Origin of the sequence: Steroidobacter agaridevorans, from assembly GCF_009932555.1 — a bacterium.
Classification (GTDB): domain Bacteria; phylum Pseudomonadota; class Gammaproteobacteria; order Steroidobacterales; family Steroidobacteraceae; genus Steroidobacter; species Steroidobacter agaridevorans.
In genome coordinates, this window is the sequence record NZ_BLJO01000011.1 from 165,232 (window position 1) to 186,643 (window position 21,412).

General features: G+C 63.5%; 19 protein-coding genes. 11 read left to right on the top strand and 8 right to left on the bottom strand.

All coding sequences use genetic code 11. The features are described from left to right. Positions 1-7: 7 nt before the first annotated feature. The 3 genes from GYH35_RS32095 to GYH35_RS32105 are packed head-to-tail and all read right to left on the bottom strand — an operon-like array spanning position 8 to position 2,514. Positions 8-589 carry an LON peptidase substrate-binding domain-containing protein gene (locus GYH35_RS32095; protein ID WP_161830499.1) on the bottom strand — a complete coding sequence of 194 codons (582 nt, stop codon included), beginning with the start codon at positions 587-589 and terminating at the stop codon, positions 8-10. A 17-nt stretch (positions 590-606) separates the two neighbouring features. Continuing rightward, positions 607-1,977 carry a UDP-N-acetylmuramate:L-alanyl-gamma-D-glutamyl-meso-diaminopimelate ligase gene (mpl, locus tag GYH35_RS32100; protein ID WP_161815620.1) on the bottom strand — a complete coding sequence of 457 codons (1,371 nt, stop codon included), beginning with the start codon at positions 1,975-1,977 and terminating at the stop codon, positions 607-609. A gap of 21 nt (positions 1,978-1,998) precedes the next feature. After that, a complete protein-coding gene (locus GYH35_RS32105) occupies positions 1,999-2,514 on the bottom strand; it encodes a hypothetical protein (protein WP_161815621.1) in 516 nt (171 codons plus the stop codon). Positions 2,515-2,591: 77 nt separating this feature from the next. On the opposite strand from GYH35_RS32105, the gene rnd reads away from it, so the two are divergent. Continuing rightward, positions 2,592-3,722: a ribonuclease D gene (gene rnd, locus GYH35_RS32110; protein ID WP_161830500.1), complete on the top strand. Its 1,131-nt coding sequence runs from the start codon at positions 2,592-2,594 to the stop codon at positions 3,720-3,722. Positions 3,723-3,771: 49 nt separating this feature from the next. Here rnd and GYH35_RS32115 read toward each other — a convergent pair whose 3' ends face one another. Beyond that, on the bottom strand, positions 3,772-4,740 hold the full coding sequence (locus tag GYH35_RS32115; protein ID WP_235936896.1) for an adenylate kinase: 969 nt from the start codon (positions 4,738-4,740) through the stop codon (positions 3,772-3,774). Positions 4,741-4,844: 104 nt separating this feature from the next. Between GYH35_RS32115 and GYH35_RS32120 the strand changes: the two genes are divergently transcribed. The 3 genes from GYH35_RS32120 (at position 4,845) to GYH35_RS32130 (ending at position 8,936) form a co-directional block, all read left to right on the top strand. Further along, the gene (locus GYH35_RS32120) at positions 4,845-6,152 is read left to right on the top strand and encodes a 6-phosphofructokinase (protein WP_161830501.1); all 1,308 of its coding nucleotides are present in this window, start codon (positions 4,845-4,847) and stop codon (positions 6,150-6,152) included. Positions 6,153-6,404: 252 nt separating this feature from the next. Further along, positions 6,405-8,453: a sodium-translocating pyrophosphatase gene (locus GYH35_RS32125; RefSeq protein WP_161815624.1), complete on the top strand. Its 2,049-nt coding sequence runs from the start codon at positions 6,405-6,407 to the stop codon at positions 8,451-8,453. 75 nt (positions 8,454-8,528) lie between these two features. Further along, positions 8,529-8,936, top strand: a complete 408-nt coding sequence (locus GYH35_RS32130) for a YbaN family protein (protein WP_161815625.1) — start codon at positions 8,529-8,531, stop codon at positions 8,934-8,936. Here GYH35_RS32130 and GYH35_RS32135 read toward each other — a convergent pair. Next, positions 8,933-11,245 (bottom strand): bifunctional diguanylate cyclase/phosphodiesterase, encoded by a 2,313-nt coding sequence (locus GYH35_RS32135; protein ID WP_161815626.1) that lies wholly within the window; start codon positions 11,243-11,245, stop codon positions 8,933-8,935. The two genes, GYH35_RS32130 and GYH35_RS32135, sit on opposite strands and share 4 nt — an antisense overlap. A gap of 192 nt (positions 11,246-11,437) precedes the next feature. Here GYH35_RS32135 and GYH35_RS32140 point away from each other — a divergent pair, with 192 nt between their 5' ends. The 6 genes from GYH35_RS32140 to GYH35_RS32165 all read left to right on the top strand — a co-directional run bounded on the left by GYH35_RS32140 (position 11,438) and on the right by GYH35_RS32165 (position 18,170). Beyond that, entirely contained in the window at positions 11,438-12,247 is an 810-nt protein-coding gene (locus GYH35_RS32140) for a protein-L-isoaspartate O-methyltransferase family protein (protein WP_202624925.1), read from the top strand. Between the two features lie 19 nt (positions 12,248-12,266). Then, positions 12,267-12,605, top strand: coding sequence for a rhodanese-like domain-containing protein (locus tag GYH35_RS32145; protein ID WP_161815627.1), 339 nt, complete (start codon positions 12,267-12,269; stop codon positions 12,603-12,605). 177 nt (positions 12,606-12,782) lie between these two features. Beyond that, positions 12,783-14,201, top strand: a complete 1,419-nt coding sequence (locus GYH35_RS32150; RefSeq protein WP_161815628.1) for a TolC family outer membrane protein — start codon at positions 12,783-12,785, stop codon at positions 14,199-14,201. Positions 14,202-14,290: 89 nt separating this feature from the next. After that, positions 14,291-14,830, top strand: a complete 540-nt coding sequence (locus tag GYH35_RS32155; RefSeq protein ID WP_161830502.1) for a (2Fe-2S)-binding protein — start codon at positions 14,291-14,293, stop codon at positions 14,828-14,830. Further along, positions 14,827-17,202, top strand: a complete 2,376-nt coding sequence (locus GYH35_RS32160; RefSeq protein WP_161830503.1) for a xanthine dehydrogenase family protein molybdopterin-binding subunit — start codon at positions 14,827-14,829, stop codon at positions 17,200-17,202. The genes GYH35_RS32155 and GYH35_RS32160 overlap by 4 nt, the downstream gene beginning before the upstream one ends. 2 nt (positions 17,203-17,204) lie before the next feature. Beyond that, positions 17,205-18,170: an FAD binding domain-containing protein gene (locus tag GYH35_RS32165; protein WP_161830504.1), complete on the top strand. Its 966-nt coding sequence runs from the start codon at positions 17,205-17,207 to the stop codon at positions 18,168-18,170. 4 nt (positions 18,171-18,174) lie between these two features. On the opposite strand, the gene GYH35_RS32170 is transcribed toward GYH35_RS32165, so the two are convergent. Together GYH35_RS32170 and GYH35_RS32175 are read right to left on the bottom strand one after the other, a co-directional pair. Continuing rightward, positions 18,175-18,378, bottom strand: coding sequence for a hypothetical protein (locus tag GYH35_RS32170; RefSeq protein WP_161815632.1), 204 nt, complete (start codon positions 18,376-18,378; stop codon positions 18,175-18,177). A gap of 94 nt (positions 18,379-18,472) precedes the next feature. Beyond that, a complete protein-coding gene (locus tag GYH35_RS32175; RefSeq protein WP_161815633.1) occupies positions 18,473-19,735 on the bottom strand; it encodes an acyl-CoA dehydrogenase family protein in 1,263 nt (420 codons plus the stop codon). Positions 19,736-19,909: 174 nt separating this feature from the next. Here GYH35_RS32175 and GYH35_RS32180 point away from each other — a divergent pair, with 174 nt between their 5' ends. Next, complete coding sequence (locus GYH35_RS32180) at positions 19,910-20,854, top strand: LysR family transcriptional regulator (RefSeq protein ID WP_161815634.1); 945 nt, start codon at positions 19,910-19,912, stop codon at positions 20,852-20,854. On the opposite strand, the gene GYH35_RS32185 is transcribed toward GYH35_RS32180, so the two are convergent. Further along, positions 20,806-21,411, bottom strand: a complete 606-nt coding sequence (locus tag GYH35_RS32185) for an ATP-dependent Clp protease proteolytic subunit (RefSeq protein WP_161815635.1) — start codon at positions 21,409-21,411, stop codon at positions 20,806-20,808. The genes GYH35_RS32180 and GYH35_RS32185 overlap by 49 nt on opposite strands. Between the last annotated feature and the right edge of the window lies 1 nt (position 21,412).

Here is a 21,412-nt window from a genome sequence, read left to right on the forward strand (position 1 = left end):
GCAAGCTTCAGGCTTGCCGGATATCCAAACGCTCGCGAAGCAGCCGCAGTCTCTCCACCGCGTTTTCCATCTCCAGGCACTGCTGCTTCTCGGGCATGGGCAACGGCAGGATCTCCGCCAATCTCATGCCCACCCAGCTCGCGTTCTCGAAGTGCGGCGGCTCGTCTCCGTACGCCGTTCCCACTTGCACGAACGCTTGCTTCAACAGCTCGGCCAGGATCGCCAGGTCGTCCGGAATCTCCATCGCCGGCTCCTCCGGAAGCAGCTCGACGTCGGCGACGTTCAAGCCATCGGCCTGCGTTTTTAGATCGACGATGCTGAAGCGTTGCTCGCCCCGCGCAGTGATGCCGAGCAGTCCATCGTCGAGACGCTCGAAGTCGACGATGCGCGCAGTTGTGCCCATGACCGTGGTGCGCGCTGTGCCTCCAGCCTCGCGCCCCTCAGTGATCAGCGCTACGCCGAAGCTGCTGTTCTCGCGCATGCAGCGGCTGATCATATCGAGATAGCGCGGCTCGAAGATGCGCAGGCGCAGCGGACCGCCCGGGAACAGCACGGTGTTCAACGGGAATAAAGGCAGGACCACCGACATGAGTCCTCCTTGCGCCCTCAACGCTTCCGCAAACGGTCCAGCAACTTGCCGTGGATGCCGCCGAAGCCGCCATTAGACATGATGAGCACGTGATCTCCGCTTACCAGGGACGCGTCGAGCTGGGCGATCAGCTGATCCAGATCCCGCACCGTCTCCGCGCGCTTGCCGAGCGTCGCGACCGAGCCGGCGACATCCCAAGTGACATTCGGCCCTTGATACATCCATACATGATCGGCCTGTGACAATGCGCCCGCCAGAGCCGCGGAGTGCGTGCCCAGCTTCATCGTGTTGGAGCGCGGCTCCAGCACAGCAATCAAACGCGCCGAACCGATCTTTCGTCGCAAGCCATCGATGGTGGTCGCCACCGCCGTCGGGTGGTGTGCAAAATCGTCATAGACGGTAATGCCATTGACCACACCGCGCACTTCCATTCGCCGACGCACGCCCTGGAATTCCTTCAACGCCGCGACCGATGTTTCTATCGGCACGCCGGCGCTGCGCGCGGCGAGAATGGCAGCCAATGCATTTTCGGCATTGTGACGGCCGAGCATCGACCAGTTCACTTCGGCGACGGCAGCGTTGCCTTGCATGATGGAAAAAGTGCTGTAGTCCCCGCCTGCCGGCGCGATCGCATACCACGCCGTGTCGCCATGCATGCCGCTGGAGAAACGCTCCACCGGCGTCCAGCAGCCCATGTCGATCACGTGCATCACGTTCGGGTCGCCCGAATTGGCGACCACCAGGCCGTGCCTCGGCACCATGCGCAGCAGTTGATGGAACTGCCACTGGATGGACGCCACGTCGGGATAGATATCCGCGTGGTCGTGCTCGAGATTGTTGATGACGGCGGTACGCGGCCGGTAGTGCACGAACTTGGCGCGCTTGTCGAAGAACGCGGTGTCGTATTCGTCGGCCTCGACCACGAAATGCTGACCCTTGCCGAGACGCGCGGTGACATTGAAATTGCCCGGCACGCCGCCGATCAGGAAGCCGGGCTCGAGCCCGCCGTATTCCAGCAGCCAGGTGAGAATGCTCGATGTGGTGGTCTTGCCGTGCGTGCCGGCGACCGCGAGGGTCCAGCGCTTGTTCAACACATGCCGCGCCAGCCACTCCGGCCCCGACGTGTAGGGAATATCGCTTTCCAGCAGCGCCTCGATCAGCGGATTGCCGCGGCTCATGACATTGCCGACGACGACCACGTCGGGCTTCAGCTTCAGCTGCTCGGGACCGTAGCCCTCGATGATGTCGATGCCCAGCTCGCGCAGCTGGTCGGACATGGGCGGATAGACGCTCTGGTCCGATCCGGTAACGCGATGGCCCGAGGCGCGCGCCAGCGCCGCGATGCCGCCCATGAAGGTGCCGCAAACGCCAAGAATGTGAACGTGCATGAATCCTCTATCTTTCCTGGCTTAACCGCGCAGATCGAGCATCAGCTGCACGACCGCCTGAGTGGAATAAATGATTGCGACGGTGAGCGCGATGCCGGTGATCAGGCCGCGGTCCAGCGCCAGCATGAAAACGCGGCCGAGCACCAGCGCGACGACCAGGAACCGCGCCTTCAGCCAGGTCATCGACAACTCATCGCTCCAGCCCAGCGCCAGCTGGGCCGAACGGATCGTCACATCGAGCAGCAATACCAGCAGACCGACGCCGAGCGTCGCCGTGATGGTCTGCACGAAACGCTGACGGCGCCCGAAGAACGCCAGCACCAGCCACAGCCAGGCGCCGAGCATCAATGCGTCGACACAGATGAACAACAGCGCGGTCGGCCGGTCGAGCGTGAACAGCCGCATGCGCATGAAGCCGGTGCTGAGATAAGCGATCAGCGCCAGTATCGCCAGAGCGGTCGAAGCCGGCAGGTCCTGCGGTCCCTTTCGCCAGAGCGCGATATCCAGGAAGCTTTGCAGAAATCGCAAAATGACCATGAGCGAAAACGCGTGTTGAGCCGGCGAGCCATGCCGGCGGACTCCCCTATAATGCGATGAATTGTACACGCACGCCCATGCAGCCACCGCCAATAGTCACCACGTCCGCTGAACTTCTACACGCACTCGAACAGCTGCGCGCCGCCGAGTTCGTCGCGTTGGACACCGAGTTCATGCGTGAGAGCACGTATTTTCCCAAGCTCTGCCTGGTGCAGATGGCGACGCCTGGGCCGGATGGAACGACCCGATGCGCGCTGGTCGATCCGCTGGCGGTGCCCGACCTGCAGCCGTTATGGGATTTTCTGAACGACCGCGCCCGGATCAAAGTCGTGCACGCCGCGCGTCAGGATCTGGAAGTCCTGGCGGTCGCCATGCGTGACTCGCTCCAGGGTCCGATCTTCGATACCCAGATCGCCGCCGCGCTGCTCGGCCTGCCGGCGCAAATCGGCTACGGAGCACTGGTCGCCGCGCGGCTCGAGCACCAGCTGGAAAAAGGCCATACACGCACCGACTGGTCGCGACGGCCGCTGAGTCCCGAACAATTGCAGTACGCCGAGGACGATGTGCGCTATCTGGTGCCGCTGTATCAGAACCTGCGCGACGCCCTGCAAGAAGCCGGACGCATTCCGTGGCTCTATGAAGAGACACGCGAGCTGGAATCTCCCGCGCTCCATCGCACCGAGCCGGAGGCGGCCTGGAAGCGATTGAAGGGATTGGATCGATTGCGTCCCGAGCAACGCGCCACCGCCAAACTGCTCGCGCACTGGCGCGAGGAAACGGCGATCAAACACGACAAGCCGCGCGGCTGGATTCTGGCCGACGATGCGTTGCGCGAGATCGCCGAACGGCTGCCGGGCAAAGCGGCGGATTTGGAAGGCATACGCACGCTGCCCGCCGGCGTGGCGCGCCGACGCGGCGAAGAATTGCTGGCGTTAGTCACTCGCGGCCGCGAACTGGCGCAATCGGAGCCGGCTGCATTCATTCCACCGAAGCCCGAGGCTCAGCAGCTCGCGCTAGTCACGAAGCTGATGAACCTCGCGCGCACGACGGCGGAAGAATTGAAAGTCAGCCCGGAAATACTCGCCACCCGACGCGACGTGGAACAGCTGGTGTTCTCACGCCGCACCGATCGCCTGAGTACCGGCTGGCGCAAAGAGGTGATTGGCGACCGGTTGATCGAAGTCGCAAGCGCTACGGCGCGAACGTAGCACTCTCAGCAGGCTGAGCGCGCCATGGCGCGCCAGCCGGCGATCGAGATTATTTCTTCTTGCGAGCCTTGGTCGGGCGACGCGCGGCTTTCTTCGCCGGCGCCTTGCGAGCGGCCTTCTTGGTGCTGCGCGCAGCCGCTTTGGAAGATTTCTTCGCCGACTTCCTGGCGGCTTTGCCTTTCGCCGCCGGCGCCTTGCTCTTGGCAGCAGACTTCGGCTTCGACTTCGTCTTGGTCTTGGCCTTGGAAGACTTCGCCTTCGACGCAGCCTTGCTCGCACCCTTGGCCGCCGGCTTGGCCGACTTGACCGCCGGGTTCTTGCGCTTGGCCTGAGCAGGCGTCTTGGTGACTTTCACTTTGGACGCCGGCACCGGCTTGGCCAGCGCGGCGGCTTCCATGCGCTCGGACACTTCTTCCAGCTCGCCCTCGCCCGCGACTTTGCGCAGCAGGCCCAGCTTGGAATAGTGCTCGATCAGCGGCTTGGTCTGCTGGTCATACACGGCCAGGCGCTTGCCGATGACTTCTTCCTTGTCGTCGGGGCGTTGATACAGCTCGGTGCCGTCCTTTTCGCAGGTCGTGGCGCCGGCCGGCAGTGAATGAATGTTGTAAACCGTGCCGCACTTCGGGCAGATGCGACGGCCGGCGAGGCGTTGCATCAACGTCTCGTTGCGCACGTCGAGCAGCAGCACCGCGTCCAGCGGCTGGCCGATTTCTTCCAGCAGCGCATTCAGCGAATTCGCCTGGTCGATGTTGCGGGGAAAGCCGTCGAGGATGAAACCATTGGCGGCATCGGCACGGCTCAGGCGCTCGCGGATCAGGCCGAGCACGATGTCGTCGGACACCAGCTGGCCGGCGTCCATGACCGATTTGGCTTGTTTGCCGAGCTCGGTGCCCCGGGCCACGGCATCGCGCAGCAGATCGCCGGAGGAAACCTGCGGCACGCCATATTTGCCCATGAGGCGCTGCGCCTGAGTTCCCTTGCCCGAACCGGGTGCCCCCAGTAATACGATCCGCATCATTTTTGAATCCGACCTCCCGAGAAGAGCGCAGGAGGGTACAGAAAGCGCCGTTCGAGCGCTATCCTTCGCGCCGACGATCTTGGTTCTATTGCACAGGTCGAAACATGCCAAAAAAGACTGGGACGAAGAAAACTCCCCCGAAGAAGACTGCCCGCCCCCGCAACGCCTTTTACGCCCAGTCCGGCGGTGTTACCGCTGTCATCAACGCGTCGGCGGCTGGCGTCATCGAGGCCTGCCGCCGCGCCGGCAGCCGCATCGGCAAGGTTTATGCGGGCCGCAACGGCATCGTCGGCGCTTTGACAGAAGACCTGATCGACACCAGCAAGGAGTCGGCCGCGGCCATTCGCGCCCTGCGTCATACCCCCTCGGGCGCCTTCGGCTCGGCGCGTTTCAAGCTGAAAAAATTCGAGGACAATCCGGCCCAGTACCAGCGCCTGATCGAAGTGTTCCGGGCGCACGACATCGGTTATTTCTTCTATAACGGCGGCGGCGACTCGGCCGACACCTGCCTGAAGGTCTCGCAGCTGGCCGACAATCTCGGTTATCCCATTCAGGCCATTCACGTGCCGAAAACCGTGGATAACGACCTGCCGATCACCGACTGCTGCCCCGGCTTCGGCTCGGTGGCGAAATATGTCGCGGTATCGATCCGCGAGGCGGGCTTCGACGTGGCCTCGATGGCCAAAACCTCCACCAAGGTGTTCATCATGGAAGTGATGGGCCGCCATGCAGGCTGGATCGCGGCCGCCGGCGGGCTCGCCGCGGAGAAGGAAGGCGATTCGCCCCACATCATCCTGTTCCCGGAAATCACATTCGACGAGGACAAGTTCTGCGCGCGCGTCAAGGAGTGCGTGGAGAAGTACGGCTATTGCGCCATCGTGGTGTCGGAAGGCGTCAAGACCGCGGACGGCAAGTTCCTGTCCGATGCCGGCCTGCGGGACGCGTTCGGTCATGCGCAGCTCGGCGGCGTCGCGCCGGTGATCGCGCAGCTGGTCAAATCCAAGCTGAATTACAAATATCACTGGGCTGTCGCCGATTACCTGCAGCGCGCCGCTCGCCACATCGCTTCGAAGGTCGACGTCGAACAGGCCTATGCGGTCGGCAAGGCGGCGGTGGAGCTGGCGCTCAAGGGTCACAACTCGGTGATGCCGACCATCGTGCGCACCTCGAGCAGCCCGTACAAATGGAAGATCGGCATGGCGCCGCTCGACAAGGTCGCGAACCAGGAAAAGATGCTGCCGCGTGATTACATCACCGAGGATGGCTTCCATATCACCGCGAAGGGGCGCAAATATTTGAGCCCGCTCATCCGCGGCGAGGACTATCCGCCATATAAAGATGGCCTGCCCCAGTACGTGACGCTCAAGAACGCCGCGGTGAAGAAAAAGCTCGACACCCCCTTTGTGTTATAGTTTCGCGACTTTTTTCCAGCACTTATCGGTTGCTATCGCGCTCCTTCAGGCTTGCCACGGCTGACGCCGGGCAAGCTGGTTTGAGATAGTCCGCGCCCGGCGTAGCCGGGCGCACACATGTATGGAATCGCGCGCGCCGGCGACAGCCCGGCGCGAGCCAGGTCCAACGTTTCATTTGGAATTGCCTTACTGACGATCTGCCTGCTTTAAAAATTTGCTCACAACGATGCACCCGCAAGGGGGAGGAAGTTGATGTCCACAGATGTCGCGCTTTGGCTCGCGATCGGCGCCGGTGTTCTGGCCGTGCTGTATGGCGTAATTTCGGTCGGTTGGATCAACAAGCAGCCCGCGGGCAATGAGCGAATGCAGGAGATCGCCGCGGCGATTCAGGCAGGCGCCAAGGCATATCTCAATCGTCAGTACTCCACCATCGCCATCGTTGGCGTCGTTCTGTTGATCGTGCTCGGCCTGGCATTGGACTGGGCGACTGCCGGCGGCTTCGCGGTCGGCGCCATCCTCTCGGGTCTGGCCGGCTACATCGGCATGAATGTTTCGGTGCGCGCGAACGTGCGTACCGCGCAGGCTGCCAGCGTCGGCTTGAATCCCGCTCTGCAAGTCGCCTTCCGTGGCGGCGCAATCACCGGCATGTTGGTGGTCGGCCTCGGCATGATCGGCGTCGCCGGTTACTTCACGTTCATGCGTGGAATCATCGGCGATGAGCATGCGTTGCACTCGCTGGTCGGCCTCGCATTCGGCGGCTCGCTCATCTCCATCTTCGCGCGTCTCGGCGGCGGCATCTTCACCAAGGGCGCCGACGTGGGCGCGGACCTGGTCGGCAAGGTCGAAGCCGGCATTCCTGAAGACGATCCGCGCAACCCGGCCGTGATCGCCGACAACGTCGGTGACAACGTCGGCGACTGCGCCGGCATGGCCGCTGACTTGTTCGAAACGTACGCGGTGACCGTGGTCGCGACGATGGTGCTCGGCGGGTTGATGTTCACGGCCGCCGACGGCGGTCTCGATATCCGCTACATCATTTATCCGCTGGTGCTCGGCGCGGTCTCCATCGTCGCCTCCATCATCGGTTCGTACTTCGTGAAGGCGCGCGAAGGCGGCAAGATCATGAACGCGCTGTATCGAGGCACCGCCGTGTCCGGCGTGCTGGCGCTGATCGCGTTCTATTTCGTGACCCCGATGATCATGGGTCCCGAAGTCGCCAGCGATCTGTTCGCCTGCGCCGTCATCGGCCTGGTGCTCACCGCGGCGTTGATCGTGATCACCGAGTACTACACAGCGACGGAATACGCACCGGTGCGTTACGTCGCTGCCGCTTCACAGACGGGGCACGGCACGAACGTCATCGCGGGCCTCGCGGTGTCGATGAAGTCGACCGCGCTGCCGGTGCTCGCCGTGGTCGCGGCCATCTGGGGCGCTTATTACATCGCGGACCTGTACGGCATCGCCGTCGCGGCCACCTCGATGTTGTCGATGACCGGCATGATCGTTGCGCTCGACGCCTACGGCCCGATCACGGACAACGGCGGCGGCATCGCCGAGATGTCGGGTCTGCCGAAGGACGTGCGCAAGATCACCGACGCGCTCGATGCGGTCGGCAACACGACCAAGGCTGTCACCAAGGGTTACGCGATCGGCTCCGCCGGTCTCGCCGCGCTGGTGCTGTTCGCCGACTACACCCACAACCTCGAAGCTGCCGGCAAGCTGCAGGTGTTCTCGCTGTCCGATCCGGCCGTGATCATCGGCTTGTTCATCGGCGGCCTGGTGCCCTATCTGTTCGGCGCCATGGCGATGGAAGCCGTCGGTCGCGCGGCCGGCTCGGTGGTTGTGGAAGTGCGCCGTCAGTTCCAGGAAATCAAAGGCATCATGGAAGGCACGGCCAAGCCGGACTATTCCAAGGCCGTCGACATGCTGACGCGCGCCGCGATCAAAGAAATGATCGTGCCGTCGATCCTCCCCATCCTGGTACCGGTGGTGGTGGCGTTCGGCATGAACTTCCTGATGGGCCCGGGCGCGGGCATTCGCGCACTGGGCGGCCTGCTGATCGGAACGATCGTGACCGGCCTGTTCGTCGCCATCTCCATGTGCACGGGCGGCGGCGCATGGGATAACGCCAAGAAGTACATCGAGGAAGGCAACTTCGGCGGCAAGGGCTCGGACACGCACAAGGCGGCTGTGACCGGCGACACGGTTGGCGATCCGTACAAGGACACGGCGGGCCCGGCGATCAACCCGCTGATCAAGATCATCAACATCGTGGCGCTGCTGCTCGTGCCACTGCTGTAAAAACTAGCAGCCGTAGATACAAAAGGGCGCAGCTTGGCTGCGCCCTTTTTGTTTCGGCTGGGGCAAACTGCACCGATGGATGACACCCGCAAACCCCTGCCTGTAGTAGTGCGCTACCTGCTGCTGGTCCTCGCGGTCGTGTGCCTGGTGATTGGCGTGGTCGCGCTGTTCGTGCCTGGAATACCCACGACCGTGTTCATTCTGATCGCCGGCTGGGCGGCGGCTCGCAGCTCACCGCGATTTCACGACTGGTTGATCAACCATCGCCACTTCGGCCCGATGCTGCGGGATTGGAGAGCGCACGGCGCCGTGAGCCGTCGGGCCAAGATCCTGGCAACGGTGATGATGACGGGCTCGGCCGTGATCTTCTTCATGGTGAGTCCGCGAAGATGGGTCGCGGAACTCCTCACCGCCCTGATGGCGCTCGTGCTGATGTGGCTGTGGCTGCGGCCCGAGCCGCCGCCGAAAGTTCAAGAACCTTAGCCGATGCTCCGCGCCGGCACGACGCGCGCGAGCGGTTGTGGCCGCCCCAGATAGAAGCCCTGCAAGAAATCGACGCCCATCTTCTTGGCGGCGTCCAGCGCGCCGGCATCCTCGACCTGCTCGGCGATCACCTGGAAATTCAGCGTGCGCGCCAGCTTGATCATCGCGGCGACCATCGCCTGGTTCACCGAATCCACCGCCAGGTTGCGAATGAACGTGCCGTCGATCTTCAGATAATCGAGCGACAGGTTCTTCAGATTGCCGAACGACGACAGCCCGCGACCGAAATCGTCCAGCGCGAACTGACAGCCCATGCCGTGCAATACGCCGATGAAGCGCTGCGCATGTTCGATGTTCGTGATCACGGAGTTCTCGGTGACTTCGAAGCACAGCTGCGTCGGCGCCACGCCGGTGCGATCGAGCACGTCGACGACGAACTCGAGGAACTGCGGATCGCCAAGAGTCTGGCCGGAAAGATTGATCGCAAGACTGCGGCTCGACGGCAGGCGAATGCCGCCGCGACCCAGCGCAGTCAGCGCCGTCTGCACGACCCAGCGATCGACATCCGCCATCAAGCGATAACGCTCCGCCGCGCGCAGGAACTCCGCCGGCGAGATGCCGCCCGGCACATTCTCATCCTGCAGACGAAGCAGCACTTCGAGCGCCGGCCCCGTTTCGGTCGCCGAGGACGCGATGATGGGCTGAGCCATCAGCTCGAAACGATTGTCCTTGAGCGCCGACTGCAGACGCTGCAGCCACTGGATCTCGCCCCTATGACGCGCAACCGCTTCATCGCGCGCCGAGTAAACGTGGACGTGATTGCCCTGCTTCTTGGCGACGTAGCACGCCGAGTCGGCCGCGCTCATCACTTCATCGGGCGCGCCACTCTCGCGTGAGATCTCGATCAAGCCGACGCTGATGCCGATGTTGAAGATCTTGTCCTTCCACACGAAGCGGTAGTCACTGATCTTCCGCACCACGTCGTCGGCGATCTGCCGCGCTTTGTCGAGCGGACAGCCGACCAGCAGCAGACCGAACTCGTCGCCGCCGAGACGGCCGACGGTGTCGGAGTCGCGCACTGTTTCTTTGATGAGCGCGGCGACCTCGCGGAGCATGCCGTCGCCGGCCATGTGACCGCAGGTGTCGTTCACTGCCTTGAAGCGATCGAGGTCGAGATAGCACAGCACGTGCTTGGCTTCGTTGGTGTGCGCCGTCTGCAGCGACTCTTCCAACCGACGCTCGAACTCGCGGCGATTCACCAGACCGGTCAGTGCATCGTGACTCGCCTGATACGACATCTGCTTGGTGATGCCGCGCAGCTCGCTCACGTCGCGTACGACGATAACCGTGCCGACCAGATCGCCCTTCTGACCCTTCAACGGCGTGACGGTCAGCTCTACCGAGCGCTCTTCAGTGCCATCGCGCGAGATCATCAAGCCACGGCGGCCGGCCGTCACTTTCGACTGGGTCGCGAGGCAATGACGCACCGGATCGCCGAGCGAACGGCGGTCGCCCTCGTCCAGCAATTGGATGATGTCGGTGATGCTCTTGCCGAGCGCATCGACGGCGCTCACGCCGATCAACTGCTCGCCGGCTTGATTCACGTAGTCGATGCGGCCGCTGACATCCGTGGTGATGATGCCTTCGCCGAGCGAATCGAGCGTTTCCCACGCGGTGGGCCGGCCACTGCGCGCCGGTGTCGAAGCCGGCAAGGAACGCGGCCCCATCTCGATCAGCGTCAATAACAAAGCCGGGCCGCCCTGATAGTCGATGCGCACTGCGGTGAGCTCGACGCGCGCGGTGCCGCCTTCAGTGTCGGGATGCAGCTCGATCTCCAACCGCTCCAGCCCGGGCTCGGCGGCGAGCGAGCGACGCAGGTGTTCGACGACCAGCTCGGTGTAATCGGGATGCAGCAGCTCGGCGATCTTCTTGCCGGTGAGATGCTCCGCGGCCGTGGCGCCGGTGAGTGCGGCGAAGCGCTCGTTGGCGAACACGATGTGATCGCGATGGACGGCGACCGCTTCCTGCAGGCCCGCCAGCAGACCGACCAACGAGCGCTCGCGCTCGCCGATCATCAGATCCTTCATCGCCATCTGCTCGAGCAGACGGTTGGCATTCTCCGCGAACTCCGACGCCGGGCCGCTGCCGCGGACGCGCTCGGCGAATTTTCCGGAGCGAACGATAGCCTCCAGTTGTCCGGCAGCGCGAGTCAGCGCCGCGCTCCGGCGCTCCCGCCAGAGGATGAAACCCAGCAGCAGCAAGACCGCGACGGCGAGAGAAATGGTCAAAGTCCCCAACAGGGCACTCACATGAAAACGCTCTTTGCTTCGATCCCCTAGGTTGCCGCGGCAAGCCCCGGCACCCGGTAAATTGGAGTGGCGCTGAGAAGATACGAGCGCAAGCACCTAAGTAGCCGGGAAAGGAGCATAGCGAACGGCTGAACATCTGCCGGCGGGATTGACCATATTGTATGCGGCAAGCAGGTAAATATTGGCCTGAATGTGGCCCTGAAGAAGATTTCAGGGTTCCCTGCAGGCGTACCGGCACTGCGCCACGGCTCGGCCGGGAGCTGTCCAGCCTTTAACTTGTACCGCCGAATCAAAGCCCGTACCCTTGCCGCCGCCAGCCTATCCGGCCTGATTTGTCTACGAATATTGCCTATGAATATCGAGTTGGCCCGCCAGCAGATGATCGAACAGCAGGTGCATGCCTGGGACGTGTTCGACGAGCGGGTGTTGAGCACCATGCGCACGGTCCGGCGCGAACAATTCGCCCCGGCGCCCTTCAGCCAGGTCGCCTTCGCCGACGCCTCGATTCCGCTCCCGGGCGGCCAGTCGATGCTGCCGGCCAAGGTGCACGGCCGCATCCTGCAGGCGCTGTTGCCGAATCCGGCCGACGTCGCGCTGGAAGTCGGCACCGGCAGCGGTTATCTGAGCGCCTGCCTGGGCCTGCTGGCCGCTCGCGTGCGCACCGTCGAGATCCTGCCCGAGCTGGCCGAGATCGCCCGCCGCAACCTGTTCGCCGCCGCGGTCAACAACGTGGCCGTGGAAGTGGGCGACGGCATGCAGCTCACTGAACAGTCCAGCTACGACGTGATCGCCGTAACCGGCTCGCTGCCGTTGTACGACGAGCGCTTCCAGCAGGCGCTGCGCATCGGCGGCCGCTTGTTCGTGGTGGTCGGCCAGGCGCCGGTGATGGAAGCCTGGAAAGTCACGCGCGTCGGCGAACGTGAATGGCAGCGCGAGAGCCTGTTCGAAACCGTGCTCGCACCGTTGCTGAACGCGCCGCGCCCGTCCGAATTCGTGTTCTGATCAAAGTCTCCCCGCCATCATGAGCACTCCACAGATTGCCGAGATCACCCCGACCGAATTCGTCGCCCGCCGCCAGCGCGGCGATGTGCTGACGCTGCTCGACGTGCGCGAAGCCTGGGAGCTCGGCGTCGCCAGCGTGCCGGCCGATCAGCAGGCCGTGCACATTCCGATGGGCGAAGTGGCCGAGCGCATCGGCGAGCTCGACCCGAGCAAGGAAGTCGCGGTGTTGTGCCGTTCAGGACGGCGCAGTCTCGAAGTCGCCAAGTTTCTGCAACAGAATGGTTTCCGCACGGTCAACGTGACCGGCGGCATCCTCGCGTGGTCACGCGAGCTGGATGCAACCATTCCGACTTATTGAGCGTCTCAAGCCGCATCACTGACCTGGCAGCTCTATGTAGCACCCATGGACGGTGGCTGAACGCGCCGGGTCTGTGGCATGAATGGTTAAGCTCGTCCGGCGCGCGTGGTCTAGACATAAATTAATTCGCCAGCGTGTCATCATCCGGCGAACGCAACTGGGACTGGAACGAACAAGATGAAAGTACGCGCTCCGCTCATCGTCGCCGCTTGCAGTCTGATATTGGCTTCGGCGGCGGCCGATGCCGCCGACCTGCTCACTGTTTATCAACGCGCCTTGCAGAACGATCCGCAGATCCGCGAGGCCGACGCGAACCGTCTGGCGAGCCGCGAATCCAAGCCGCAAGCGCTGGCGGCGTTGCTGCCGCAGGTCGAAGTCGGCGGCTCGTACAGCAAGTTCGACGAAGACAGCGGCCGTACCACGCTGACCCGCAGCGACCCGTCCAATCCGCTCAGCCCGCTGGTGCCGATCGACATCACCAGCACCTCCGACATCACCGCCAAACAATATGACATCACGCTGCGCCAGAGCCTGTTCCGCTGGGATCAGTGGATGACATTGAAGCGTGCCGATGCGGAAGTGGCACAGGCCGAGGCGGATTATATGTTCGCCCAGCAGGATCTGATTCAGCGCACCTCGGTGCGCTATTTCGATGTGCTGGCCGCGCAGGACACGGTCGACGCCGCCGAAGCAGCGTTGGAAGCGTTCTCACGTCAGCTCGAGCAAGCGAACAAGCGCTTCGAAGTCGGCTTGATCGCCATCACCGACGTTCAGGAAGCCAAGGCCGCCCACGACCAGGCGGCCGCCGCCGTGATCGCAGCCAAGCGCACGCTGGCGACGGCTCGCGAGCTGTTGCGTGAACTGACCGGCGAATCGTTCGATACATTGGCGACGCCAGTGGATGACATGCCGCTGAAGACTCCCAATCCCGAGAATGAAGAGCAGTGGGTGAGCCAGGCGCTGGAACAGAATCTCGCGGTCATCTCGGCGCGGCTGGCAACCGACATCGCCAAACAGGATGTGCGCGTCGCGCGCTCCGGCCACCTGCCCGCCATCGACCTCGTCGCGAGCCGTGGCGATCAGGATTACACCGGCGATCAGATCGGCCGTAATGAAGCCGGCGTGTCGCGCGCGCCGGCGGATCAAACGCAGACGACGGATTCGATCGGCATTCAGGTCACCATCCCGATCTACTCCGGTGGCGCCACCTCCTCGCGCGTCCGTCAGCAGGTTTATCTGCATCGTGCCGCTCGCGAGCGCCTGGAGCGGGCCAATCGCGAAACCGAACGCTCCGCTCGCGACGCTTATCTCGGCGTGCTGAGCGAGATCTCACGCGTTCGCGCGCTCCGTCAGGCGCTGGAATCCAGCCGCACGGCGCTGCAAGCCACCGAGGCGGGCTTCGAAGTAGGAACTCGCACCACCGTCGACGTGCTCGATGCGCGCCGTAGGTTGTTCGAGGCGCAGACCAACTACGCACGCAGCCGATACGACTACATCCTGAATGTATTACAGCTGCAGTTCTCGACCGGCACGCTCGACCGGGCCGACCTGGAAGAGATCAACGCCTCGCTGAGAGAACGAACGATCACGCGCTGATCCAACGGAACTCGACCCGCATCGGAGCGTTGCCGTTTTATCACGCTAGGGACCTGGCGCCGAAGGATCGGACTTCGACGGAGGCTCTCATGAGCGTCGCTACTCAGCACCCGCCTGGCCGCGAACAACTCGGGACGTTCGGTCCCGAGCCGCAGCCCTTGTCCTTGCTCGTCAACGGTGAAGTGCGCACCGCGCTCGCCGATCCCGCCACCACGCTGGTGGAATTCCTGCGCGACGCGCTGGGCCTCACCGGCACCAAGATCGGCTGCGATCGAGGCGCCTGTTCGGCGTGCACGGTATGGATCGATGGCGAGGTCGCGGCCAGCTGCATGACGCTCGCGCTCGATGCGCGCGAACGCAATATCACCACCATCGAAGGCTTGAGCCGTGAAGGCGAACTGCATCCAGTGCAGCAGGCCTTCATCGACCACGACGCGCTCCAGTGCGGCTTCTGCACGCCCGGCATGGTGATGAGCTGCGCGCAGCTCGTGAACCGGAATCCCGATTGCACGCTGGACGATGTGAAGACCGCCATCTCCGGTCATCTGTGCCGCTGCGGAACCTATCCGAACATCTTCAAGGCCACGCTGGCCGCCGCAGCCGCCAGCCGCAAAGGCCAGGCGAAATGAGCGCCGACGCTTTCGAACAGCGCTCGCTGTCCGCCGGCATCGTCGGCGCAGCCGTCAAACAGGTCACTCGCAAAGTCCCGCAAGGCGAGCCGCCTCCGTGGCCTGCAAACGCGGAGCTGCAGGTTGTCGGCAAAGATGTGCCACGCATGGATGCGCTGGACAAGGTCACGGGCCGGGCACGCTACACATTCGACGTGCAGCTGCCGGGAATGTTGTACGCGCGGACACTGAACAGCACGCTGCCGCACGCTCGTATCAAATCAATCGATACCTCGCGGGCGGAAAAGCATCCCGGTGTCCGCGCCGTTCATGTGCTCGACCGCTTGCTGATGGCTGCCGAACTGCGCGATCCCGGTGACGAAGCGAGGGAGCCCTATCCCATCGTGCGCTTCACTGGGCAGCCGATCGCGGCCGTCGCTGCGACATCGGCGCGAGCCGCGGAAGCGGCGCTCGCATTGATTCGAGTCGAATATGAGCCCATGCCTCATGTCACGGAGTTCGAGGCCGCGATCGACCCGGGCTCTCCTCCGGTATTTCCTGGCCCCACCGAGCAGCAAGCGACAGCTGGTGGCGGCGGCGCGGCGAAAGGATTGCCGCAGAAAGGCAACCTGCGCGGCCCAAGCAAAGGCGGCTCACGCGGTGAGATCGAGCGCGGCTTCAAAGAAGCCGATGTCGTCGTCGAAGGCGAATATCGCACTCAGGTTCAGACTCACACGCCGCTCGAACCTCATGGTGTCGTCGCCGATTGGCGCGACGAAGAGTTGACGATCTACGCATCGACCCAGCACGTCATGAGCGTGCGCGATGAGGCTGCTGAGATATTCAAGCTGCCGAAGGAAAAGATCCGCGCCATCAGCGATTACACCGGCGGTGGGTTCGGCGCGAAATATGGCATCGGCAACTACGGCACGCTTGCCATTCACCTGTCGCGCAAGGCACGTGCTCCCGTTCGCCTGGTGCTGGATCGACGCGAAGAACATGTATCGGTCGGCAATCGTCCGAGCACCCTGCAACGTCTGAAGATCGGTGCCAAACGCGACGGCTCGCTGACGGCCATCGAGCTGCACAGCTTCGGCACTGGCGGCGTCGCCGCTGGCGCCGGCGTCGGCATGTGTCATCACAGCATGTATCCGTGCCCGAATGTAAGCATCGAGCACTACGATGTTTTCACGAACGCCGGTCCCTGCGCTGCATTCCGCGGTCCCGGTCAGACACAAGGAATATTTGCGTTCGAGCAGGCGATTGACGCCGTCGCCGCCCGCCTCGGCATCGACCCGGTTGCCATGCGAGACAAGATCGACACGCGCGATGCCGACGACGTCCGCGCTCGAGCGGCGGAGCGTCGCATCGGTGCGGAAAAGATCGGTTGGTCGCGTCGACGTGCGCCGGGCAGCGATGCAGGACCGATCAAGCGCGGCATCGGCATGGCGCAGTCCATGTGGCCGTACATTGTGAACAGCTACACCACTTGTGAGATACGCATCGCAGGCGATGGCACGGTCGAAGCCTTCTGCGGCACGCAGGACATCGGCACGGGCACGCGAACTGTGTTTGCTCAAGTCGTCGCCGAAGAATTGGGACTCCGAGCGGAAGATGTGCGAGTTCATGTGGGCGACTCGCGCTTTCCTCCCGGCCCGCCCTCCGGCGGCAGTCGCGTCACCAGCTCGCTGACGCCCGCCGCGCGTAATGCAGCTCATGCAGCGGCTCGTGACATTGCCTCGCGAGTGGCGCCGCTGCTGAAAGCACCGCCTGACGAACTCATCTTCAAGAACGGCCGCATCGAACGTCGCGGCGATTCGAAAACCTCGCTCGGTTTCGCCGAAGCATTACGGCGCGCCGGCATCGAGACGCTCGTGCATCGAGCCGATCGCCGCGACGACTACGAAGGTTACGCCCGCAAGGCCGGCGAGCTGAATATCAGCCCGCACGCCATCGGCGGCGTGCAGTTCGCCGAGGTCTGCGTCGATACCCAGACCGGCGCGGTCAAGGTCGAGCGCGTCGTCGCCGTGCACGATTGCGGCCGGCCCATCAATCCCAAGCTGGTCGAGAGCCAGATTCTCGGCGGTGTGACTCAGGGCGTGAGTTACGCGCTGTACGAAGACCGCCGCCTCGACGCCGCCACCGGCGTGCAGCTCAACGCAAACATCGACCAATACAAGATCGTCGGCTCTCGCGAGACGCCGCAGATCGAAGTGCATTTGATCGAACTGCTCGGCGGACAGTCTTCCACCGACGCCCGCGGCGTCGCAGAGCCCGCAAATGTTGCAACGGCGGCCGCGATCGCCAACGCGTTCTTCAACGCCACGGGCAAGCGCATCTATACGTTGCCCATGACACCCGCGAACGTCCTCGCGGCTTTGCGGGCGGAGTGATCATGCGAAGCTTCGAGTGGGTGGATGCGCAGTCGATCGATGAAGCGGCCACACTGCTGGCTGCAACGACGGCGAACGCGCCGGTGATTGCCAAAGCGGGCGGCATGGATGTGCTCGACCTGATGAAGGAAGGCATCGTCCAGCCGACGCGCGTCGTGAATCTCAAAGCGATTCGCTCGCTCGGCGATGTGAAACTCGATAACTCAGGGATGCAGCTGGGCGCCCTGGCGACTCTGGCTCAGATCGAACGCCACGCTGGAATTCGATCGCACTACCGAGCCTTGGCCGAAGCGGCAGCTCACGCCGCCACGCCCCAGGTGAGAAACGCCGCGACCATCGGCGGCAATCTGCTGCAACGGCCGCGCTGCTGGTATTTCCGCAACGAGCATTTCCATCGCGTCGCCGATCCGGACCATAGCGAGCATCAGCATCACGCGATCTTCGAGAACCAGCAAACAGTGATGGTTCACGCGTCGACGCTGGCCACGCCGCTGCTTGCTTACGACGCGAGCGTTCATCTCACATTAGGGAAAGGCTCCTCACGGAGCGTTGAGCTGAAGGACTTCCTGCTGCCGCCGTCGATGAAGCGGGATCGTGACACCATCATCGCCGATGGCGAGATCCTGACTCACATCAGCGTGCCACCGATTCACCCGGCCACGCGTTGCGCGTATCACAAGCAAACCGAGCGAGACAGTTACGACTGGCCGATTTGTGACGTTGCCGTCGTGCTGCAGATGAATGGCGATACGGTAGCGAGCGCGAAAATCGTTCTAGGCTGGGTGGCGCCGGTCCCACGGCGAGCCGTGGACGCCGAGGAAATATTGATCAGCCGCCCCCTCGACGACCGCTCCGCCAGCGAAGCCGCAGCGGCGGCGGTGCACGGCGCGACGCCGCTGGCGAAGAACGCTTACAAAGTGCCTGTGCTCGAAACCGTGATCAAACGGACGATCCTCGCCGCGAGATAGAGCGTCAGCCCCGATAGCCCAACAGGCGAGCCGGCAGGAACAGCACGGCTTTGATGAAGGCCAACAACGCCTCCAAAACCACCGCCACCGCCCGGAACGGCAGCGACAGCAGCCACAGGAGCGGCAGCAGGAAAATGGCGAGCAGCGCCAGCGGCCAGGCAACCACGAACAGCACGCACCAGACGAGCACTACCAGCACGAAAGACATTGCCATCTCCTTCAACGGCGCCGCCAATCCGGCGCTCTCGTTGCTTGAGACGTGCCACCGCTGCCTAAGGTTGCAGCGGTGGCGAAACCGCCGGTCAACTCCCGCGAGTAACCGGCATCTCCACCTCAGCTCCCGGCCTCGGGACATGCCGCGCCAACTCCAACTTGGCGATCGCGTTCCGGTGAACCTCATCCGGTCCGTCAGCCAGGCGCAGCGTCCTCTGCCCCGCCCACAACTTCGCCAGCGGGAAGTCATTCGACACACCGCCCGCGCCGTGCGCCTGAATCGCCCAATCCAACACCTGCAGCGTCATGTTGGGAACAACGACCTTGATCAGCGCAATCTCCTGCTTCGCGACCTTATTCCCAACCGTGTCCATCATGTACGCCGCACGCAGCACCAAAAGCCGCGCCTGATCGATCATGCAACGTGCGTCCGCGATGCGCTCGTGCCACACCGACTGCGCCGACACCGGCTTTCCAAACGCCACACGCGAGCTCAACCGCTTGCACATCAACTCGATCGCCCGCTCCGCGACGCCGATCGACCGCATGCAATGATGAATGCGCCCCGGCCCCAAGCGACCCTGCGCGATTTCAAAGCCCCGTCCCTCGCCGAGCAAGATGTTCGACGCCGGCACACGCACATCTTTGAGATCGACTTCCGCGTGACCGTGAGGCGCATCGTCGTACCCGAACACCGGCAGATGACGCATCACCGTCACGCCCTTGGCATCCGCCGGCACCAGAATCATCGACTGTTGCTGATGTTTGCCCGCCTCGGGATTGGTCTTGCCCATGACGATGTAGAGCTTGCAGCGGGGATCGTTCGCGCCGCTCGACCACCACTTGCGGCCGTTGATCACATACTCGTCGCCCTCGCGGCGAATGCTGCATTCGATGTTGGTCGCATCCGACGACGCCACCGCCGGCTCCGTCATGAGAAACGCCGAGCGGATCTCTCCCTTGAGCAAAGGCGCCAGCCACTTATCCTTGTGAGCCTCAGTGCCATAGCGCTCGATCGTCTCCATGTTGCCGGTATCCGGCGCGGCGCAATTGAACACTTCCGGCGCCCAGGGCACGCGGCCCATGATTTCGCACAGGGGCGCGTATTCCAGATTCGACAAGCCTTCCGGCGCTCGCGGCGAATGCGGCAGGAACAGGTTCCACAGGCCGGCGGCCCGCGCTTTGACCTTCAACTCCTCGATGATCCCGGTCGGAATGAACGCATCGCCGTTGCGGCGGTTCTGCGCCACTTCGTTCTCGTAGACCTTTTCGTTCGGATAGATGTGCTCATCGAAGAACTTCAGCAGGCGCGCCTGCAGTTCGCGCACGCGTGGGCTGTATTCGAAATCCATGCTCGTCTCCCCTCGAGGGTTGCTTGAATCGGTCGATGCGCTAACTTGCCGCCTGGCCCGGCCGGGGCGCCAATGCATTGTCTGAATGCAGCTGGATCAGCGGTATGCATAGTGCCCCTCATACCGGAGAATATGGCCGGACAATAGCGCCAGACCAGGGGCGCCGGAGGCGCTATGCAACTGTCCAGGATCGATCTCAACCTGTTTACCGTGTTCGACGCGATCTACCGCGAGGGCGGCATCACGCCGGCCAGCCGGCGTCTGCACTTGTCCCAACCCGCGGTCAGCCATGCGCTCGGCCGCCTGCGCGAGCTGCTGAACGATCCGCTGTTCGAACGCCGGGGGCACGAGATGATCCCCACGCCGCTGGCCCGCTCGCTGGCGGACAGCATCGCCAGCTCGCTCGGCAACCTGGAACAAATGCTCCAGCGCGTCGGCCACTTCGAGCCCGGCACGGCGCAACGCTGTTTCACCATTGCCGCCCGCGAATCGCACGAGCTGACCTTCCTGCCTGCGCTGATGAGCCGCATCGGCGCCGAAGCCTCGCACATCGACATCGCCTCGGTGCGCATCGACCGCCGCGATCTCGAAGAAGATTTGCAAAGCGGCGAGATCGACCTGGCGATCGACGTGGCTTTGCCGCTATCGAATGACGTACGCCGCGAGCGCATCGGCGCCGAGCCGCTAGTGGTGCTGGCGCGCGCCGATCATCCGGTTGTGCAAGGAAAACTGGACATCGAGACGTATACGTCCCTGTCGCACATTCTGATTACCGGCCGGCGCCGGGGCGGCGGCTATGAGGACGGCGCGTTGGCGCGATTGGGAATGTCACGGCACATCAAGATGCGCTGTCAGCATCATGCGGCCGCGAGTCAGGTGGTGAGTCGGTCGGACCTGCTGGCTACGATGACTCGCAGCCAGGCAGTGATCGTCAATCGGGCAACCGGCAATCAGCTGTTGCCCTTTCCTGCCGAAGTGCCGCCGTTGGAGTCCTTCCTGTACTGGCACTCCAACGTCGACGAGGACCCGGCTTCGCAATGGTTCCGGGCGCAGGTGAAGGAGTGTCTCGGTCAGGCGAGATCTTTGTACGACTCGACCACGCGCGACACGATGCCGTAATCGATGGCTTCGTTGGCGCTCATCCAGAAGTCACGTTCGAGATCGACCACGACCTTCTCGTACGGCCGGCCGGTCTGCTTCGCGATGGTGCGCGCGATGCGCTCGCGTGTACGCAGGATTTCCTTGGCCTGAATGGCGATGTCGGCCGCAGGACCGCCCGCGCCGCCGGCCGGCTGATGGATCATGAAGCGCGTGTTCGGCAGGCACACGCGGTTCTGCTTTTCCGCCGCCAGGAAAATATGCGTGCCGGCGCTGGCCACCCAGCCCGTGCCGATGGTGATGACCGGCGCATTGATGAAACGAATCATGTCGTGAATGGCGTCGCCGGATTCGACGTGGCCGCCGGGCGACGAAATGAGCACGCGGATCGGTGCATCCGATTGCTGCGACAACGCGATCAACCTTTCGCACACGCCGCGCGCGACCGTGTGATTGATCTCGCCGAACACCAGCACGAAACGCGACTTGAACGACAGCTGCTCCGCCAGCGTCTCCGGACGGTCGGTCTTCTCGGGCTGCTTCTCTTCTCGGTCGGCGTTGAAGATGGGGGCGGACATG

Bases quoted from the DNA above. Each gene is read 5' to 3' on its own strand.
- GYH35_RS32095 (WP_161830499.1), bottom strand. From the start codon at position 589: ATGTCGGTGGTCCTGCCTTTATTCCCGTTGAACACCGTGCTGTTCCCG.
- mpl (WP_161815620.1), bottom strand. From the start codon at position 1,977: ATGCACGTTCACATTCTTGGCGTTTGCGGCACCTTCATGGGCGGCATC.
- GYH35_RS32105 (WP_161815621.1), bottom strand. From the start codon at position 2,514: ATGGTCATTTTGCGATTTCTGCAAAGCTTCCTGGATATCGCGCTCTGG.
- rnd (WP_161830500.1), top strand. From the start codon at position 2,592: ATGCAGCCACCGCCAATAGTCACCACGTCCGCTGAACTTCTACACGCA.
- GYH35_RS32115 (WP_235936896.1), bottom strand. From the start codon at position 4,740: ATGATGCGGATCGTATTACTGGGGGCACCCGGTTCGGGCAAGGGAACT.
- GYH35_RS32120 (WP_161830501.1), top strand. From the start codon at position 4,845: ATGCCAAAAAAGACTGGGACGAAGAAAACTCCCCCGAAGAAGACTGCC.
- GYH35_RS32125 (WP_161815624.1), top strand. From the start codon at position 6,405: ATGTCCACAGATGTCGCGCTTTGGCTCGCGATCGGCGCCGGTGTTCTG.
- GYH35_RS32130 (WP_161815625.1), top strand. From the start codon at position 8,529: ATGGATGACACCCGCAAACCCCTGCCTGTAGTAGTGCGCTACCTGCTG.
- GYH35_RS32145 (WP_161815627.1), top strand. From the start codon at position 12,267: ATGAGCACTCCACAGATTGCCGAGATCACCCCGACCGAATTCGTCGCC.
- GYH35_RS32150 (WP_161815628.1), top strand. From the start codon at position 12,783: ATGAAAGTACGCGCTCCGCTCATCGTCGCCGCTTGCAGTCTGATATTG.
- GYH35_RS32155 (WP_161830502.1), top strand. From the start codon at position 14,291: ATGAGCGTCGCTACTCAGCACCCGCCTGGCCGCGAACAACTCGGGACG.
- GYH35_RS32160 (WP_161830503.1), top strand. From the start codon at position 14,827: ATGAGCGCCGACGCTTTCGAACAGCGCTCGCTGTCCGCCGGCATCGTC.
- GYH35_RS32165 (WP_161830504.1), top strand. From the start codon at position 17,205: ATGCGAAGCTTCGAGTGGGTGGATGCGCAGTCGATCGATGAAGCGGCC.
- GYH35_RS32170 (WP_161815632.1), bottom strand. From the start codon at position 18,378: ATGTCTTTCGTGCTGGTAGTGCTCGTCTGGTGCGTGCTGTTCGTGGTT.
- GYH35_RS32175 (WP_161815633.1), bottom strand. From the start codon at position 19,735: ATGGATTTCGAATACAGCCCACGCGTGCGCGAACTGCAGGCGCGCCTG.
- GYH35_RS32180 (WP_161815634.1), top strand. From the start codon at position 19,910: ATGCAACTGTCCAGGATCGATCTCAACCTGTTTACCGTGTTCGACGCG.
- GYH35_RS32185 (WP_161815635.1), bottom strand. From the start codon at position 21,411: ATGTCCGCCCCCATCTTCAACGCCGACCGAGAAGAGAAGCAGCCCGAG.